The organism is Moritella marina ATCC 15381 (assembly GCF_008931805.1).
In the GTDB taxonomy this organism is placed as follows: domain Bacteria; phylum Pseudomonadota; class Gammaproteobacteria; order Enterobacterales; family Moritellaceae; genus Moritella; species Moritella marina.
The window spans coordinates 2,196,845-2,216,760 of the sequence record NZ_CP044399.1; the positions used below are offsets into that span (position 1 = coordinate 2,196,845).

General features: G+C 39.5%; 16 protein-coding genes. 13 read left to right on the forward strand and 3 right to left on the reverse strand.

Features of this window, described 5'->3' with window-relative positions:
• The first annotated feature begins 90 nt into the window (after window positions 1-90).
• The 11 genes from rsxA to FR932_RS09935 all read left to right on the forward strand — a co-directional run bounded on the left by rsxA (window position 91) and on the right by FR932_RS09935 (window position 12,777).
• On the forward strand, window positions 91-672 hold the full coding sequence (gene rsxA, locus FR932_RS09885; RefSeq protein ID WP_019443296.1) for an electron transport complex subunit RsxA: 582 nt from the start codon (window positions 91-93) through the stop codon (window positions 670-672).
• A gap of 12 nt (window positions 673-684) precedes the next feature.
• Entirely contained in the window at window positions 685-1,233 is a 549-nt protein-coding gene (gene rsxB, locus FR932_RS09890; RefSeq protein ID WP_019443295.1) for an electron transport complex subunit RsxB, read from the forward strand.
• Between the two features lie 5 nt (window positions 1,234-1,238).
• Window positions 1,239-3,824 carry an electron transport complex subunit RsxC gene (rsxC, locus tag FR932_RS09895; protein ID WP_151676831.1) on the forward strand — a complete coding sequence of 862 codons (2,586 nt, stop codon included), beginning with the start codon at window positions 1,239-1,241 and terminating at the stop codon, window positions 3,822-3,824.
• A 1-nt stretch (window position 3,825) separates the two neighbouring features.
• Window positions 3,826-4,875: an electron transport complex subunit RsxD gene (gene rsxD / locus FR932_RS09900; protein ID WP_019440454.1), complete on the forward strand. Its 1,050-nt coding sequence runs from the start codon at window positions 3,826-3,828 to the stop codon at window positions 4,873-4,875.
• Window positions 4,876-4,884: 9 nt separating this feature from the next.
• Window positions 4,885-5,520 (forward strand): electron transport complex subunit RsxG, encoded by a 636-nt coding sequence (rsxG, locus tag FR932_RS09905; RefSeq protein ID WP_019440455.1) that lies wholly within the window; start codon window positions 4,885-4,887, stop codon window positions 5,518-5,520.
• Window positions 5,517-6,230, forward strand: coding sequence for an electron transport complex subunit E (locus FR932_RS09910; RefSeq protein WP_019440456.1), 714 nt, complete (start codon window positions 5,517-5,519; stop codon window positions 6,228-6,230). Before rsxG ends, FR932_RS09910 begins: the two co-directional genes overlap by 4 nt.
• A gap of 87 nt (window positions 6,231-6,317) precedes the next feature.
• The gene (gene nth, locus FR932_RS09915) at window positions 6,318-6,953 is read left to right on the forward strand and encodes an endonuclease III (RefSeq protein ID WP_019440457.1); all 636 of its coding nucleotides are present in this window, start codon (window positions 6,318-6,320) and stop codon (window positions 6,951-6,953) included.
• Between the two features lie 124 nt (window positions 6,954-7,077).
• Window positions 7,078-8,382, forward strand: coding sequence for a site-specific integrase (locus FR932_RS09920; protein WP_019440458.1), 1,305 nt, complete (start codon window positions 7,078-7,080; stop codon window positions 8,380-8,382).
• Entirely contained in the window at window positions 8,375-10,018 is a 1,644-nt protein-coding gene (locus FR932_RS09925) for a hypothetical protein (RefSeq protein ID WP_019440459.1), read from the forward strand. The genes FR932_RS09920 and FR932_RS09925 overlap by 8 nt, the downstream gene beginning before the upstream one ends.
• Entirely contained in the window at window positions 10,018-12,339 is a 2,322-nt protein-coding gene (locus FR932_RS09930; RefSeq protein ID WP_019440460.1) for a hypothetical protein, read from the forward strand. The genes FR932_RS09925 and FR932_RS09930 overlap by 1 nt, the downstream gene beginning before the upstream one ends.
• Before the next feature lie 12 nt (window positions 12,340-12,351).
• Window positions 12,352-12,777, forward strand: coding sequence for a hypothetical protein (locus tag FR932_RS09935; protein WP_019440461.1), 426 nt, complete (start codon window positions 12,352-12,354; stop codon window positions 12,775-12,777).
• A 185-nt stretch (window positions 12,778-12,962) separates the two neighbouring features.
• Here FR932_RS09935 and FR932_RS09940 read toward each other — a convergent pair whose 3' ends face one another.
• Entirely contained in the window at window positions 12,963-14,153 is a 1,191-nt protein-coding gene (locus FR932_RS09940; RefSeq protein WP_019440462.1) for a ParB N-terminal domain-containing protein, read from the reverse strand.
• Between the two features lie 113 nt (window positions 14,154-14,266).
• Here FR932_RS09940 and FR932_RS09945 point away from each other — a divergent pair, with 113 nt between their 5' ends.
• On the forward strand, window positions 14,267-15,463 hold the full coding sequence (locus tag FR932_RS09945; RefSeq protein WP_019628848.1) for a hypothetical protein: 1,197 nt from the start codon (window positions 14,267-14,269) through the stop codon (window positions 15,461-15,463).
• A gap of 535 nt (window positions 15,464-15,998) precedes the next feature.
• Here the strand turns inward: FR932_RS09945 and FR932_RS09950 are convergent.
• Window positions 15,999-16,490 (reverse strand): hypothetical protein, encoded by a 492-nt coding sequence (locus FR932_RS09950; protein WP_019440464.1) that lies wholly within the window; start codon window positions 16,488-16,490, stop codon window positions 15,999-16,001.
• A gap of 757 nt (window positions 16,491-17,247) precedes the next feature.
• Window positions 17,248-18,327: a nucleoside 2-deoxyribosyltransferase gene (locus FR932_RS09955; RefSeq protein WP_019440465.1), complete on the reverse strand. Its 1,080-nt coding sequence runs from the start codon at window positions 18,325-18,327 to the stop codon at window positions 17,248-17,250.
• A gap of 644 nt (window positions 18,328-18,971) precedes the next feature.
• Here FR932_RS09955 and FR932_RS09960 point away from each other — a divergent pair.
• Window positions 18,972-19,874, forward strand: coding sequence for a hypothetical protein (locus tag FR932_RS09960; protein WP_240532369.1), 903 nt, complete (start codon window positions 18,972-18,974; stop codon window positions 19,872-19,874).
• Window positions 19,875-19,916 lie beyond the last annotated feature (42 nt).

Genomic DNA, 19,916 nt, shown 5'->3' on the forward strand with positions numbered 1-19,916 from the left:
TTTTACGTTATCAATTTACGACTTTTCTATTGTAACAAGGATACAGATACCCGATAATATAGCCTCCCATAGTAACTGTATTACTTCATCATGACCGAATATCTCTTACTGCTTGTAAGCACTGTGCTTGTTAACAACTTTGTACTCGTTAAATTTTTGGGTCTATGCCCATTTATGGGGGTGTCTAGCAAATTAGAAAGTGCAATAGGTATGTCGTTTGCGACAACGTTTGTATTAACCATCGCAGCAATGTCTTCATACCTCGTTGAGACTTATATTTTAACGCCGCTCGGCTTAGAGTATCTTCGCACGCTCAGTTTCATTCTAGTGATCGCCGTCGTTGTGCAATTCACCGAAATGGTAGTGCATAAAACCAGTCCGACGTTATATCGTTTGTTAGGTATTTTCTTACCTCTAATCACCACTAACTGTGCAGTACTAGGTGTTGCACTACTAAACATTAATGAAAAACATAACTTTGTCGAAAGTGCTGTATATGGCTTTGGTGCTGCAGTCGGTTTCTCATTAGTGCTTATTTTATTTGCTGCTATGCGTGAGCGTATCGCTGCTGCAAACGTCCCGGCCCCTTTTAAGGGTACTTCAATCGCCATGATCACAGCAGGTCTTATGTCACTTGCGTTTATGGGCTTCACGGGCTTGGTTAAACTTTAACTATTGATAACTATGACTACTATTCTGATTGCAATTATTACCCTTGTTATTCTCGCCGCTTTGTTTGGGTTCGGCCTCGGCTGGGCCGCTATTCGTTTCAAAATTGAAGGCAACCCTGTCGTTGAACAGATCGATGCAGAGTTACCGCAAACACAATGTGGCCAATGTGGCTACCCTGGCTGTAAACCCTATGCTGAAGCGGTTGCTAACGGTGAAGAAGTAAATTTATGTGTACCGGGTGGCGCTGATACTGTTGAAAAACTTGCCGATATTATGGGCGTTGAAGTTAAACCTATCGCAGAACAAGAACATGATGCGAGCGTTAAACTTGTCGCTCGTATTATTGAAGAAGATTGCATAGGTTGCACTAAATGTATCCAAGCCTGTCCTGTTGATGCCATCGCAGGCGCAACACGTGCTATGCACACAGTGATTGTTGATGCTTGTACGGGTTGTAAATTATGCGTCGCACCATGTCCGACCGATTGTATCGTGATGGAACCAGTACAAACTGCCTGGAAATGGCAGTTAGATTCTATCCCAGTCGTCAATATTAAGTAGGTCACATGATGTCATTAATCGAACAAATAAAAAATGGTAAACTGTGGCGCTATCTTGGTGGTGTACACCCACAAGAAAACAAAACGCAGTCTACAAGTTTAGCCATTACCACTGCACGTATTCCTAAACACCTTATTATTCCTGTTAAACAGCATATTGGCCAAGGCGGTAAAATCCTCGTTGCAATCGGCGATCGCGTGCTAAAAGGTCAGCCACTAACAGCGTCAGATTCATTTATGACGGTGCCAGTTCATGCCCCTACATCAGGCGTAATCGAACATATAGCCCAGTATCCAAGTACTCACCCATCAGCTACGCCCGAAATTGCAATCAAGCTTGTTTGCGATCAATTAGATGATGCAATACCGGCACAACAAGCGTTAGATTATAAACAGTTATCAACGGCAGAATTACAACAGCATATAAGCCAATCAGGTGTTGCTGGTATGGGTGGCGCAGGTTTTCCTACTGCCGTTAAATTAAGCGACAGGCAACCGATTGAATTCTTATTAATCAATGCCGCTGAGTGTGAACCTTACATCACCTCTGATGATGTATTAATGCGTGAGCGTGCTGACGATATTATTCTAGGCATTGAAATATTACGTCACATGATCAAGCCTGCTCTTTGTGTTATTGGTATTGAAGATAATAAATCTGATGCAGCACAAGCGCTAGAAACCGCGATCAATAAGCTTAAGCTAAACGATGATATTGTCGTGCATAAAGTACCGACAAAATACCCGAATGGCGGTGAAAAACAGCTAATCAAAATGTTAACGGGTAAGGAAATCAGCAAAGGGCAGATCCCTGCACAATCTGGTATCGTGATGCAAAACGTCGGTACAGTTTATGCTGTTAAACAAGCAATTATCGATCGCCAGCCACTGTTAAGCCGTATCGTGACGTTAACAGGTAAAGCCTTTCCACAACCATGTAATGTGCAAGTGTTGATTGGTACGCCGATTAAAGCCCTACTTGACGAATTTGAATGTAATGAAGACAAAGCAGCGGCCATTATTTATGGTGGCCCGATGATGGGCTTCACCCTGCCCCACGCTCAATTTTCTTTAACCAAAACCGGTAACTGCATTTTAACGCCAATTAAGGATGAAATTCCGCAAGTCAGAGAACCTGATGCTTGTATTCGCTGTGGTGAATGCGCCGAGGCCTGTCCTGTTGATCTATTACCACAACAATTACATTGGTATAGCCAGGCGAAAGATGTTAAAAAATTAGCAGATTACAATCTGATGGATTGTATCGAATGTGGCGCATGTAGTTATGTTTGCCCAAGCCAGATCCCGCTTGTACACCAATATCGTATTGCTAAAGTTGAAGTACGTGAAAGCGATGCTGAACTTGCTGCTGCAGCCATTGCTAAAGAGCGATTTGAAAAACGTAATGAACGCTTAGCTTTGGAAAAAGCCCAACGTGAACAGCGCCAAAAAGAGGCTGCTGAAAAACGCCGTGCTACTGCAAAAGCAACAACCGGTGAAGATCCCGTTAAGGCGGCAATGGAACGCATCCAAAAAGCGAAAGCAGCCGAACAAGCTGCTGACGGCCAAGCAAGTAAAGGCTCTGCTGTTGCAGATGCCATTGCCCGTGCGAAAGCCAAGAAAGCCGCAGCTTCAAGCAACGCTGCAGCTGTGCCAGACAATGCAGCAGTCATTGCTGAGCGTAAAGCGAGAAAAGCAGCTGCGAGAGCACAACGTGAAGCTGAATCTTCGCAACCTGCAGCTGTGACAACGAGCCCAGCAATTGAGGCTAAAAAAGCGGCTGTTGCGGATGCGATTGCGCGTGCGAAAGCCAAGAAACTGGCTGCGCAGGCAAATACAGTGACACCAACGACTGATGAAGCTGATTCACCTGCACCTGCTGTTGACGCTAAGAAAGCCGCCGTCGCTGCTGCAATCGCCCGTGCGAAAGCCAAGAAACTGGCTGCTCAAGCAAATACAGTGACACCAGCGACTGATGAAGCTGAATCACCTGCACCTGCTGTTGACGCTAAGAAAGCCGCCGTCGCTGCTGCAATCGCCCGTGCGAAAGCCAAGAAACTGGCTGCTCAGGAGAATACAGTTCCACCAACAATTGATGAAGCTGAATCACCAGCCGCTGTTGACGCTAAGAAAGCCGCCGTTGCAGCTGCAATCGCCCGTGCGAAAGCCAAGAAACTGGCTGCTCAGGAAAATACAGTGACACCAACGACTGATGAAGCTGATTCACCTGCACCTGCTGTTGATGCTAAAAAAGCCGCCGTCGCTGCTGCAATCGCCCGTGCGAAAGCCAAGAAACTGGCTGCTCAAGCAAATACAGTGACACCAACGACTGATGAAGCTGATTCACCAGCCCCCGCTGTTGACGCTAAGAAAGCCGCCGTCGCTGCTGCAATCGCCCGTGCGAAAGCCAAGAAACTGGCTGCTCAGGAAAATACAGCTGCAACAACGACTAAAGACTCTGTATCTGTAGAAAAAAATGATTCAAGTGACACAGTTCAAACGACCGAACCTGTTGATAAGAAAAAAGCAGCTATTGCCGCAGCGATAGCAAAAGCGAAAGCAAAAAAACTAGCCCAACTTGGTGACAAATAACATGGCATTTAGATTAGCAAGCTCTCCCCATAATCACAGTGGTAGCAGCACCAGTAAACTGATGCGTACCGTTATTTTGGCTACAATCCCAGGTATTGCCGCGCAATGGTATTTTTTTGGTGCCGGTAACCTAATTCATATCGTGTTGGCTTGTTTTGCAGCCATCGTCACTGAAGCAGTAATCCTGAAATTACGCAAGCAACCCATACTCAGCCGCGTTCAAGATAATAGCGCTTTATTGACTGGTTTATTAATCGGTATTTCGATACCTGGTTTCGCCCCTTGGTGGATCAGTATCATGGGTGCTGTATTTGCCATTGGTATTGCAAAACACCTCTACGGTGGTTTAGGTCAAAATATTTTCAACCCTGCCATGGTCGCTTATGTGATGCTGCTGGTTTCATTCCCACTACAAATGACCACTTGGCCACCAGTAAGTGAGATTACAGGTTATGAATTATCATTATGGGATGTATTCAACGTTATCTTTGCTGGCGTCACCCTCGACGGACATACAGCCCATCAACTGATGCAAAATATTGATGGCATCACCATGGCAACCCCGCTTGATACTTTAAAAACAGGTCTGGCGATGGGGAACACCGTCGGTGAAATACAAACTAAAGAACAATTTAGCTGGTTATCCGGTTTAGGTTGGGAGTGGATCAACTTAGCTTTCCTTGCTGGCGGTGTTTACCTAATGAGCAAGCGCGCGATCCTATGGTATATCCCTGCCGGCTTGTTAGGTGGCTTGTTTGCTATTAGCTTCATTGGTTACCTTTGGGAACCTGATTCAGTGGGCTCACCAATATTCCACCTGTTCTCAGGGGCCACCATGTTGGGCGCGTTCTTCATTGCAACAGATCCAGTATCTGCATCAACAACACCAAAAGGTCGACTAATATACGGCGCATTAATCGGTGCATTAGTGTATATCATTCGAACTTGGGGCGGTTACCCTGATGCAATGGCGTTTGCGGTCTTACTTGCCAACATGTGCGTGCCATTAATAGATTATTATACTCAACCCCGTGTATACGGTCATAAATAGGAGATCACCATGCTAGTATCTATGAGAAAAAATGGTGGCATCCTGGCCATATTCGCCTTAGCGTGTACCTCTGTAGTTGCGATCACGAATGCCGTGACGAAAGATCGTATTGCCGAGCAAGAACAAACTCAGCTGTTGAAAATTATTAATCAATTATTACCAGAAGACAGCCATGATAATAATATCTTTCAAAGCTGTAAATTAATGACAAATGAAGCACTGCTAGGTTCCTCGGAACCACAGCGTATCTTCACTGCAACTAAAAATAACAAACCAATAGGCTACGCGATAGAAGGTATCGCGCCAAAAGGTTATAGCGGTAATATTAAACTCGTTGTCGGTATTAATACTGTCGGAAAAGTAACAGGTGTTCGTATTCTAGGACACAATGAAACTCCGGGGTTGGGTGATAAAGTCGAATACCGAAAATCAAACTGGCTAGATGATTTTGTTGATCAAACATTAACCGAAGAAAATGCACATACTTGGGCAGTGACGAAAGATGGTGGTGACTTTGATTCTTTCACTGGCGCTACAATCACACCCAGAGCCGTTGTGGGTTCAGTGAAAAATATCCTTACATTTTATCAGTCAGAACAGTTTTCTAACTTAAACAACGCGCCTTCTTGTTGGAGTAAATCATGAGCCAATATCGCGATATTATCTACCAGGGATTATGGAAAAATAATCCCGGTTTAGTACAAGTATTAGGACTTTGTCCCCTACTTGCCGTAACGGCAACCGTTACCAATGCTATGGGCTTAGGTATTGCAACCTTATTAGTACTTGTTGCCTCTAACACCACTATTTCACTGATACGTGAATACGTACCGAAAGAGATCCGTATTCCTATTTTCGTGATGATCATTGCCTCGTTTGTAACGACCGTACAGTTATTAATGAACGCCTACGTTTATGAATTATATCAATCACTGGGGATCTTTATTCCACTGATTGTAACCAACTGTATTATCATCGGCCGTGCTGAAGCATTCGCATCACGCAATAAAGTATTACCTTCTGCTGCTGATGGCTTCTTTATGGGACTGGGTTTTGCCAGTGTATTGATCGTATTAGGTGCAATTCGTGAGGTACTCGGTCAAGGTACCTTATTTGATGGCATGGATTTACTATTAGGTGATTGGGCAAGTGTATTACGCATTGAAGTTTTTCATGCTGATACCAGTTTCTTATTAGCAATTTTAGCACCCGGTGCATTCATCGGCATGGGCTTTTTAATGGCGTTCAAACATGCTATTGACGAGCAGCTGGATAAACGCCGTAAAGCGCAGCCAATTATTGAAGTCAATGATGACGTAAAACCTGTCACAGAAACAGATTCAACAACTCATTAACTATCAGATACCATAACCAATAATTAAGACCACTTACTTAAGCCATGCTGATTTACGATCAGCATGGCCTTTTTATAGGATAAAGGCATGAACAAAGATAAACGCCGCATCATTTTAGAGCGTCTGCGTGACAACAACCCCCATCCTGAAACTGAGTTAAACTTCGCTTCAGCATTTGAGTTACTTGTGGCTGTAACACTGTCTGCACAAGCAACCGATGTAAGTGTCAATAAGGCCACGGATAAACTATTTCCAATCGCTAACACACCTCAGGCTATCTTTGATTTAGGTGTTGAAGGGCTAAAAACCTATATTAAAACCATTGGTCTATATAATTCGAAAGCCAATAATGTCATCAAAGCTTGTCAGATATTAATAGAGAAACACAACAGTGTGGTTCCCGAAAGTCTTGAAGACTTAGTGGCGCTGCCGGGCGTCGGTCGGAAAACTGCAAATGTGGTATTAAACACCGCCTTTGGTTGGCCTACAATTGCTGTTGATACACATATTTTCCGCGTATCTAATCGAACTAAACTGGCGATGGGTAAAAACGTAGATCAAGTTGAAGAAAAGTTACTTAAAGTCATCCCAGCAGAGTTTAAAGTTGATGTACATCACTGGCTAATCTTACACGGTCGCTATACCTGCATTGCACGTAAACCGCGTTGTGGCTCTTGTATGATTGAGGATTTATGTGAGTTCTCTGGTAAATTAGATTTGTAAAGAATCATACCAATCACAAACGCCGCTAAATAGAAGCACAAAGGGACTTTTTGAGTCCTTTTCCTTTACAAAATTAAAAAGTCAACTATGTTTAACTTATGTGCAGGTTACATTTGGTTTTGTAATGAATTATATAACGGTCAAGGTTTACAGAGATACGTCAGGCATACCCTTCCCATTAGTTATCAGCAATGGGATCTTCCCAGTGTGCCTATATCTAAACGCATACCTCAATGGAAATCACAACTCCCCACTTTCAAAGGGCACATCAACACAAGCTCCAGCTTTTAATACGCTAAAAAAATACGCCGATGAATTAAAGTTTTTGTACTCTCATTTTGCAACTAACAATATTAATTTAGTGGCGCGTGTTACTAGTGGGATTTTCCTTTCAAGCTCAGAAATTGATTGCTTTGTACTAGCCTCAAAACGGCCCTTCGATGCAAATAATAACGCCGAAATATCGAAAGTGGTGAACATTTCAGATAAACGTATTCAGAAAGCGATTCATGCAACTAGTAATAGTATTCCTCACGTTTCCTCTCATACCTGTAAGCAGAGGCTTGTTCGACTAAGAAGCTATATTGAATATCTATATGTTTGCCATCATTACGATAAAACCTCAACAAATGAAACTGTAAAAATTGATAACAAATTCAGAGCGTTTCAGCTTTATATAAACAAATACATTTCTGACACCCGCAAAGATAATATTAAAACAAGAGACCCTTTCGAGTCCGTGTTGCCCAGCGATAACTTCTTTGATTTGCTTGAGGTAATCAAAACATCCTCAGAACGAAATCCATTCAAATCGAGTAAGTTGAGAAATCAGCTCCTGATGAAAATCTTGATTGAAACAGGTGTTCGGATTGGGGCGGTGCTGAAGCTGAAAGTAAGTGACTTGATTGACAACTGGGATAACCCTCGCTTTTTGCTTACCAGAACACCGAATGATTCGACGGACAGAAGACGCAATCCAGCCAAGAACAAAACCAAAGCACTATCTGTTTCCATATCCCCAGAGCTGATGAAACACATCAAGCTTTATATCAACACCGTAAGAACTCAGTACATAAAGTCTATTGAACATGACTTCCTTTTCATTTCAGAGAAAGGAGTTTCACAAGGAAAACCAATTACTTATGATAGCACGTATAATATAGTGGTTAAATTCGGCAACACGATAAACCATAAACTACATCCACATTTATTGCGCTACAAATGGAATGAAATTTTCACTGATAAAGCTGAAGCTGCGGGTTATGACCAAGATCAAATTGAAGATATGCGTAAATACTGCATGGGTTGGGTTGAGAACTCTAAAATGGAACTGATTTACAATGAATTTAAGATCGCTGTCAAAGTGAGTGAACTATCGGCTGTCAATCAAAACAAAACCGTACCTGACTTGGGAAGCAATAATGAATAAAAAACAATTCGCTAACCTAAAACACATCTACAAAGGTCAAAGGGAGTTCACTTCAAAAGAAGATGGTTATACCTTTGATTTTCTCTGTGATTCATGGGAGTTGGGCTACAAAAAGTCACTTTATTTGGAATGGATGCATAAGGTGGATTTGGATGAGTTTACATTCCTTGATTTAAGACTTGCTATTGCTCATGCAGCAAAGAGTAGCGCCCATGGTTCAATGGTGGCGCATTGCTATTACTTGAAGTCCATTGCAGAACACCTTGATTTAAGTGCATTTGAAGCGTGGTGGCTAACGCTTAATAACATAAAGAAAAAAGGGGTTAAATCTGCTTTAACTGCCATTTTCACTCGGTATGCATCGAAAACGCTTAAACCTCTATATGATGCCATTAAGGATTTTTCGACTGAAATAATCTCGATGAGGGGGGGCGCCATTCTTGATTCAAAGAAAGGTTCTTACAGCCAAATTGAACAGGATAATATACAAGAGGCACTTCGCATTGAGACAAGCGAATGCTTATCTCAACCTGTGAAAGCTAGTCAACAGTTCACTCGATTCCGAAACGTAATTGCCTCGCAATTAATTACTGCGATAACCCGACGCCCCACTCAACTTCGTCAGATAAAATGGTGTGATACATTACCAGTAGGAACGACGTTTACAAGTCCTAAAGAAACGAATGGTAATTGGGAACCACTCACTCAACACATGTTTTCCGATGTGGAGCAATTACATATACGCACCTTTAAAGGCAAAGATGGGAGGTTTCGTTATAATGCTGAACCTCGATCTCACCGACTAGAGCCTAACTTTTCACATCTAATTTTACGTTATTTTCAGGCGTATCAAGAATTTCTCATTCATCAACTCAACGAGAAAGGAGTTTATCTCAATAAAGATGAAATCAATGAGATTATGATGTGCCTCCCTTTACTCCCAGACCAAACTCTTTTTTCCTCTAATTTTACATCTAAAAAAGAACTTTTCAATGCGGTTAGCATTACCTCTGAGGCATACCATTCATCTGCAACTTCAATAAGAAATAGTATCAAGTATCTATTTAAAAAACTCAATCCAGCCAGTGACCGCCACCCAATGGAGGGGGTGATGTTAAGCAATAACCGTTGGCGACATACACAGTTAACACAAGCTGCAAAGTTGGGATTTAGTCCCGCACAAATCAGTAATATCACGGGAGTTACTATTAATGCTATCCAACCTTATCTTGACCTAAAAGTGCAAGTGCGAGTAAAGGTGGACGAAGCCTATGCAGGTAATCATATTATCAAACTCTTTGATTCCATCTCAGTCGCAGAGCTTCAAAAAAAAGCAGGATTTAGCGTTAAAAATGAGTTTGATGAAGAAATGGGATATAAATTAACCCCTGCCAACTGTTCTAGCTGTGAATCCAAAGGAGGCGCACCAATGGCATGTTACCCGTGTAATAATTTCCGACCACTTGAAACAGCAAATCATCAACAATACCTCGATAAAGCGTTGCATAAACTGAAAAAAAACGCTCAATCGGGGCATCCAGCAACGACAAAAATGCTCAAGAAAATCATCATTTATATTAAGGCAACCATCGCTGAGTGTAATGAAAGAGCAATATTGAAACTGGGAGGTAAATAATGGCTGTAATCAATCGTTATATTGTTAATCAGCAAAACTACATCACAAAGAAGATGCAGCAGCCACTAATAGGCTTCACTAATCCACAAGGTGAACAAGCACAATGGGATGATATTGCCGTCAATTTCACTAATGCAGGTGGTATCACTCAGAACATCTATTTTAACAATTTGAATAAGGTCAGTCCGAAATTCAATAGTACTTTTACCGAGGATGATCGTCTTTCACAAGAGTCTCATCAATTGCTTTTTAGCTACACGCTCGACGTGTTAAAAGAGAATGTTTCGACTAACAATAAAAAAGGTAAACAAGCAATCGCGCGAAGGTTTTTGGCTCACCTTAATCAAAATATAGCATTCATGTCTACGGTCGAAATTCAACGTGTCATTGAGGAAATGAACAACACGCAGTTTTTAACTACATTTTTCGAGTGGCTTAATAAGCACAAAATGATCCCGTCATTGTGTAATCCTAATATTCCGCAGACGTCCAAGGGTAGCACCCGCACCAAGTCAGGAGATGACGCAATCAAAGCGGAAAAAAGTAAACTGCCTGATGAGAAGAGTTTGTTGGCACTTTGTGCTATTTTTCATGACGTTATCCCTGCATATAAAAATGACGATAGTTCTGATACCACTAACTGGGACTCGTTAACACACCCAACTTTGAAGCAACGGGGTGTATTTACCTGCACGATGTCAGCGCTAGCAATGGCTTCACCCAACCGAGTAGCAGCAGAGCAAGTCCTCTTGAGCAAGCAACGTTTAAAATCAATAACGGAAGTTGTTAATGGGAAAGATGAAACCGTTTATTTCCTTAACTGGCGAGGTTCCAAAGGTTACTTAGATAACCAAAAGCATTTTAATCGAGAAATGGCAGAAAGCTTAGACAGAGCATTGCACCTTATGGGGTTAGTCACCGAACCGGCAAGGGTATTGGCAAGGTTCTACAAAGAACCTAAGCTACCTCTGAAGAGCGTGCTGGGTGAGTTTTCCCCCAGCGAAGACAACCTATCTCGACTCAATTCATCAATGAGTAAACCGACCTCATTAATAAACCTTGGTTTATTATTGGGTTTTTTCGATGGTACGAATAAAACAGTCAGAGTTACACAAGATACAGAGGGAGCGATTGCACTCCAAACTTCTAGAAGAAGAAAACTAAAATACGTCAAATCGATAGCAGACCTATCACCTTTTGATAAGTTGGTGCTTATTGCAGGTTGCCCACTAACTGAGCAATTAATTGGTTCAAGATATCAAGGAAATATGAGTTCATTACTTAACGATGACAATTCCCTTACTGTTGCTGATTTTCAAAATTATTATGTGTCACTTAACAAAGATAGACTGAAGGGACTTAATCAAGGACAAGCGAAGAAAGTAAATTATGCTGACGCTCTATTTACATTCACTGAAAGGCAAATGAATAACCAAGTTTGCGGGTCATCTTTTTCATTGGTTGCTATAAGTTCCCTAGAAAATCATTTTGCGAACCACCTAAAGAAATTTGGAACGAAGAAAACTATTTTCGAGCAACATGGTTTTTCATCTGAGTTTGGTATTAACCCTCACCAATTCCGGCATTGGCAAAATGATTACTTGGCGAAACAAAGACTACCTCATTTATTAATTTCATTGCTGTCAGGGAGGAAAAGTCCAGAGCAGACTTTGCAATACATCCATACTACAGATGCTCAGAAAGCCTCTGTCATTGCCGATATTATGTTTGACTCTGAAAGTGATGACGATGTGCAAGATAATATTAAAAATCGTCTACAGAAGAAGGAGCAATACGATATTGCCATTGAAAACCTATCCCCAACTTTTGTTACGGAGGTCGGTTTTTGCGCTCAAAATTTGACGCTATCTCCTTGTACCTACATGAATGATTTTGAATCTCAATGCACCTTATGTTCTTCGTCATGCCACGTTGCCCATGATGAGGATGCCATTTGCCAGTTGAGGGATGATTTAAATGTTCAAACAAAACGATTAGAAATGGTCCAAGGAGCGCTTGACTTTACCTCTAGCAAGGGAAAACAAGAATGGTATGTAACGCATTATAAAAACACATGTATGTTAAAAAAACTAATTGACGTGATGTCTGATGAAAAGACTAAGGAAGGTTCTATCATTCGAATCCTATCACGTTCTAATATAATGCGAGTGACGAACCTAGAGACACAAATTGTAGAGCAACGCACACTTTCCCTCCCGAATACCGAAGAAGCACTGAAAGCCGCAATAGAGGCAAAGACACGACCATCCGAGGAGTTTAATGCAAAAGATAACTTTCTTGGCTTTCTTAGTTCAATTTAAAGGATTTAATTTATGGCTCTAAAGTTATTAGGAACTAACAAGCAAATCTCAATACAAACTCTCATTCGTAGTTGGGAAGGTAGACTAACGTGGGATTTGTTAGTTACCAAGATTAATGTAGAGCTTGGCATATCAATAACAAGACAAACACTTGATCAATATTCAAATATAAAGAATGAGTTTAAGGAGAAGAAAAGACTCTTAAGAGGAAAACCTGTTGTTCAGTCCAACATAAAGCTCCTTTCCTATTTGCAAAGCGACATTGATATGGCACAGAAAATTATTCAGTTAGAAAATAAGTTAGCGGTAATTGAAGACGAGGTAGGCTATTTACAAGCGTTTATTAATAAAATCAGCAATATCGCTCAGAGTAATCCCATCGCGATGGATATTTTCCAAAAAACCTTAAGTGACATTCAGGCCAACACCAAAAGGTAAGGATGTACATAATGGTAGATATGAGTAAAAGGAAGTGGACAGCAAAACCTTGAAGTCTTTGAAGTATGGAACTTATATACTCTTTAGGGCGTTACTAGGTAACGCCCTAAAGAGTAATTGAAGAAGCAATTCGTATGCTTACATCTTGTTTTATTGCCTCTCGATTACACCCTGCATCCCTATATCTAAGAGAGTATCAGATTAGCTTGCTTGAGGATTTTTAACGGTGTTTTTCCTTTTCCCGCAAACGCATAGGTAAAGGCCTCATTAATATTCCCGGCACTTTTAGCTGGAGTACGATTACCATCTTCATCTTTGTTGTATCTCGCAACACGGCGCACTGCAATTCTATTACCGACAATATCGATAGCATGGTGCAGATTCCAACCTTTAAAAATACAGCTTAATCGACAAATTACAGCATAAGAGCTGGCTTCCCCAACCAAAGTTTGTAAGTAGTTGCGAACTTGGTATTCAATGTCTTCTTCACTTTGAATTCCAATCCCAGATATCACCCGTGATAAGTACGCCTCTGGCGTGATAGCTAGTTCACCATCATAGTTCGCAGTTTCAGCGTTAATAAGATAATGTGCAAAGGCATAAATATGAGGCGCAGCTTGGATCTCATGCTTATGCTTTTTAGCTAACTTGGAGATAAAGTCTACGGACAATGCAAGTTCCTCCCGCTCTTCTACATAATGCAAAATCTCAGCTTGTTGGAATGAAGTCCCTTGTGTGCCACGAAATGCATAACGGTTTTTTGTTTGATCGAAAGCTTTTGCTAGCATTGCAACTCTAGACAAGATATTTGCATCGACCTGTACACCTGCCATTTCCAACACTTGGGCCCGAGATCTAATTTTACCAACATCGATATGAGCGAAAGAAAGGTCATCGGTTACACCATAAATTATAACGGTAATGAATCCTTTAGATGAGTTCGCTGCCGCTTCTATCCGAGTGTGACCATTGAGTACTTCGCCATCAGAACTAAATACAATTGGTTCGCCTGTTAGACACCATTTACTATCATCCATCGCCAGTGTATAGCGTTTCACTTCTGCTTTACTTACTCGCCTATTTTTATGCTCAGGATTGATTGCTCCTCGACTTGAGTACTGCAATATGTCCCTTGCTAAAGTTGGTGAAATATACACAACCTCATGCTTAATAGATGTTTGAATTATTTTCAAATTTGGATAATAATCCGATCTTTTCTTAAATATTTCATTCATTTGAGCTCGTGATAAGCGCTCTAGAGATGCATCAATTAGCTCCCTAGAACTTCCGAGGTAAGATTTATGCTTGGGTTGATACTTTTTTATTAACCCACTTACAAGCTTATCCTCAAATGAATCTTTATTCTTATCATTCATGCTAAACCTCCAATAACCGTTAAAATAGCGGCGCATTATTGATCGGGGCGACGCCCCGATCAAGAAGAAATGTGAAATATATTTATAATTGTCATTAAATTTAATTGTTAATAATGGAAAAACAGTTGCTTAGTTCCGATGTTCAAGTTTTAGGATTATCTGCAGATCACAGTTATGGCATAGGGACATCTTTACTGTGTTTTATTCCAGCAACTGAAATAAAAAATTACTTTTCTGCATTCGAAGAGCTTCCTGAAGAGATAGACGCAGTCTTTTCGGAGTTACTTAATTCAACAAACCAAAAACGAATAAAGAAGTTAGAACAAGAGATTGCTGATTTTTCTTATTCCGATCAACTAGCTCCACCTTTATCTATCACCATTGCGGTTGGTCATGCTGATTTACCTGCAAGTGAACGAAAGGGGCCGCTTTATTCGCTGAACTATTGCCGTAAGAATGCCTTTCTTGTCGATGGTATTTTGACGTATTGTGCCATCATGAATCTGCTCGGTTATAAATTACAGTATCCTCATTTTGTTACTAATCAGGAACTAACAAAAGCTGACAATATAACTATGAAAAACATTATAAATCAGCCACTTATTGTAACGGTCGTTTTCAATGACGATGGTAATTTAGACCAAAAAGATATCTTAAATTTGTGTAAGACTTTTAATCAGAGAAGTCTTCAATTTCACTCTGTCAGCTTAAGTAGAATTGCGAGTGAGTCATTAGTTAAAGATTTCATTCATCAACTAGCAGAAGAGTTGAAACTAGATAAAATTGGTGGCATGTCAACAAAAGCTACCCGAGTAACCAAGAGTGATCCGTTTATTACAACTGAATCGACAATGCTGCACATGGTCGTTGCAGCCGTCGCTGGCAACAAGCTTAGGATGTCGACCAAAGTCATGGGCGAACTTTCGGACGGGAGCCTGATTGATCAGACGCGTTTAGATAGTATCAAACCAGCTATCATCACATTTTTTTCAGCTTGGCTGTCATCTTGCCAACATCAATTGAAATACAATCGCGACGGATTTCATTACTCAACACAAATATGGCAAGCATTAGGATTGGTTATTAATCATTTGATTAGCAATCAATGTAGTCTTGAAGAACTAGAAAGAGTTGGTCATTTGTTAGGGCAGCTCAATTATTCTCGTGATGCAGAACACTGGCAACATTGTCCCGCAATGAAGCTAGATATACGAGGTTATCAATACAAAAATGCTACCAGTGGAGGGAGAACATTTAGAGAGGGGCTTGCTCGGTACTTTATTGAATTAGTTAGTAAAATGAGTTTTTAGACAGCAGTACTGTAATGACTTTTTTGATAATTAAGCCCTATTATAAATTTGTATATTGATCTCTAGATCTTAGTTGTTGAGGTGATATGATTTACCTAGGTTAAATAACACGTAATAAACACCAACACCCTAATAACAGTACCAATAATTATCATTTAAATTACAGTGCCTTACTTGTTGTTAAACCTAGCTATTTGTGTTTTTCGGAACCAAATTTAAAGAATAGACACAAAAAATTATTTCTGGACAGTTTTTATGAAAAAGATCGAGTCAAGTTAACACGAAATTGCCCCAAACTGGGTTATAGCGGTTACTCACTCACCATATATCCACTAAATTTAATGGCTCTTACACGTCGATACAGGGCCGATTAGTATATTTCATCGGTTATATCCATACGCTTTAGAATACTTTTAGCAACAGCTACCTCATCCCTAACCCCAGTGGCTAAGCAATGTTTGACCACGCCTTGGGCTGTAGGTCACTATTGCGATCTAGTCATGTAAAATACAAACTCAAATTTGAGCTACTACAATTAGTGCCAATAGCCAATACTAAGTTCCTGTTCTGCCATTGGATATAAGCATGTTAATGCGATCCACCTGACATATTCATCCCATCCTAAGCATTGAAGCCACATTTTATTTCCTTCTGGGGGAATAAAATTTGATAGTTTAGTTCGTCGGGTTGGCATCGGTAAAATGGCGTCAATTTGTTCATCACTAAAATCTATAGCTAATAAAAAATTCCTATGCTTTTCACTTCTTTTACTGTTATAAAAATTGTTTGAAATTAATTCATGTGCCCTATATATGTGAGCTTTACGTTCATCACAAGCATCTTGGATTAGTGATAAAACATCAAAGGAATGTTTTAACGAATACTCTGCTATTTTCTCTGCGATAAGTTCATCTAGAACATGAACAATGTCTAATTCTTGTAACTTAATTATTGGAGAGTTATCCTCATAAATACGAATTACATTATCGTAGCTGAAACCATTGGTATAATCGTTAATATTTTTCATGGTCATTCCTTTGTTGTATCAAAAATCAAGTAAATTAGTTAGATGAGCTTATAAGTTTATCCATTTTTAATGTAGACCCATATTAAACAAAGCGCTTAAACTCAAATGATTTTAATATCGATAAAATCGACCAGCAAGATGAGCATTAATAGAAAGTTAACCACTAGGAGGCTCGATATTGAGCTCTCTTAACCAACATATCTTGCCTTGGAGGCACTGTCTGCTTGTATAATGGCAACCTTGGTCTGAATGGTACATGACACTTTTGGGTCTTCTTTGGGATTCAAATGCTATTACTCCAGCGCTAACTCGAAATCGCCCCACAGTAAGTTAGTGCAACTACTCATGCATATTTTATCCATGACAGTTTTCCATACATTTGCTCATGTAGGAATGGGGGTAATTTGTCATATCATAACTGCTCACACGAACCTTATTATGAGCCAGCTTTGGTTAGATTAGATATTATGAAAGGCGCTCTCCCTCCGATCGTGACTTGTATTCCATATTACAAAAGTATTAGAAATGACTTGAAAATGATATTCACTAAGACAATACAAAATGATCCATCCCAAATTACGGGTTAAAATTGGTTTTAAAGGGGTGAAATAAGCGTTAGATAGGACTTTTTTCCTGAGTAGTAAATGACACTGCTAATTAGCATCTTGTGTTCAATAGGCCGTACAGTGACGATTTCCCCCTAGATCAAAAAAACCTCTTATTAGGAGGCCTAATTTACTATAACACTTCAATTTATCTACACTTCGTCCTCAGTCGTTAGAACTAAGGCTTTTGCAAGCATTGATTTACCTAATGTTTTTGCTCTAGATGCCATTGAAATCGTTTGATCAATATTATTTATGAAAATCTGTAGTTCTCGTTGCACGTTTTTAGAAGCACGATTAAAACTTTTCTCTAAACTTGGAGAGCCCTTCATAGTAGTTAAAAACAGAATAAAACCATCCCGACCATTTTGAGCACCATTTTCGAGGGATTCAAAACCAATCAGGAAACTTTCGATTCCCTCTACAGATTCATCATCATATTTTTGATTGGAAGTTAAAATTATTTCTATACTTGTCTCCAGTTTTTTATTCAGTTCTCTATATTCATCATTATTGGGTTTTAAAAGAACTGCGTAATCATCTACATGTTTAGCTAACCCTTGAATGATATTCCGCCTTTGCTTAGTATTTAAATCTTTTGTTGTAAGCATTTGAGTCGCACTATTTATCTCGGGGGTTAACTCATTGGCCATTTTATTACCAACTAACTCAACTATTGTTGTTAAACGGGCAAAGTTATCTTCCACTTCCACTAAATGATCTAAAAAGCCTAAATCCGATGAGTTATCGTTATTATTTTTTGCTATCGGGTAAATAGATTCACTGGCATTTTGAATGTTACCGAAGTCTTTAACAGGGTTACCAAAAGGTAAGTTTCCATTAGAGGCTTCTTGAGCTAATTGATACAATTCCGCTTTCGCTTCATTCATCCGAGTAAAGTGGGTGGAATATCCAATGACTCGATAAGATTTTAAGTCAAATGGTAACTCATCAATTTCTTGAGTTATAAGCACTACCTTTTTTTGAAGTGCATGAGCTATGCCTAGTTCATAATAAACATTGGCGTTTGAATCAGTTAAATCCGCAATTATAAGATCACTTTCTATAATCCCTTTTACAATATCTTCTAATATATTACTTTGGCTTTTAATATCATCAGCTCTTTTCACCTGATATCCAGCTTCGGTTAATGCACCTTTGATCAAGAATTCATACACATCATTCAATGACTCAGAAAAAGGCATTAATACGAAAGATTTCTTACTTACCATTTTTTAACCTCAAGTATAAATTTGATTGATTATACCGCTGAAAGGCAAATGCATTTTATGGTAGCCTTGATTCAGCAGTTCTATCCATAGAGTATTGTGTAGTTCTGTTTTCAATTTTCAATAATTAACAGTAGGCCACTGATTATATTATCATTTATATTAATAAAAAACTCCCACCAACTACGCATAACGCATATTATGGTTAACCGGAGTGAGAGTTTCAGCTTAAAGCCTTCACTTGTCCTGCAAAACCTAATGGGTATTACTATCGAATGGTGCAATAACCCTAACACAGATATGTTCATCAATGGCTTAGGATTATCGCTCTAAACCAATTTTGCCTTAGAGTCGTAACCCATACTCGATATTCTTACCTTAATTTGTCATATATTTTGTTACATATAATCCTGCTGATTAATCACTACTACTGTGATTACATTCAGGCATAATTTGGATTTACAAAAATAGCAAAAATATATTATTTAACATGCCATAACATCTAGTTTATCAATCACTGGGAATTACTAATGTATTTATTTGTAATTTATAGTAAATTTGATATTGTTGATAATTATTAAATTGAAATGGAATTCGCCTTATACAGGATTCTGCATAGTAAACTGTTATAAGCAAATAGAGGCTTCATGAAACGATATGAGTATTGGATTCTCGATTATAGGAAGAATCGATATATGGAGCATCTGTCTAGAGAGCTTCTTGTTGATAGGTTACGCTATCTTATCGAAAATTTAAGTACTCTTGAGACGAATGGAAAAATTGGTATGGGCAATGTATCAATAGATCCTTGGAAAGAGCTGATTATTAGCTTTACCCATGTCCAAGAAGAGTTGAAAATTCGTGGAGAGTCCCCCCCAAACAACTTCTTAGATGGTTGTGCTGTTCCAAGCCCAATGGTCGAAGCGTCAGAACGCTTAATTGAAATCAATCGAATTGCATCGGTTAAGAAACCACATCTGATCAAATTTGGGAAAAAAGAGTATTTAAGTAAAAATAGCTTGAAAGTATCTTTAGCTAGTTCATTCATGGAGCCATCTTTAAATGTTGCACAGATGGATGATGAAATGAAAGCTATATTTCATGCCAATCCAGACGAAATGACAATTACGACAAGCAAGGGGGAAGCAATCAAGCCTATTGGTACGGTTAATATTACTTATGAAACCGAACGTGACTATTATGTGTTTTGCAGTAGTGGTACGTTTGACATTCGTATGTTTAGTAATTTTGAGGCTGATAGCTGTTTGTTTATTTATGACTCTCAACGGTTTGCAGATGAATTAATCTCTGAATTACGTAATCACATTGAGTTCGATGAATATGCATATCAAATGGTTGAGTATGTTGATCCAGTAAAGCCTAAGGGTAAAGGCCGAGAGCCTATAATTGAAATCTACAAACACATCAGATATCAGTATCAACAAGAATATCGACATGTCATTGTTCCAAGTAGAGGCTCGCCAATGCTTAAAGATATATTTTTATCAATAGATTCAATAAGTGAGTATTCCGAGTTAATTTGCTTATAACAAAGCATTTGAGAGTGATTCCCAACGCTTGGTATTTTCAAC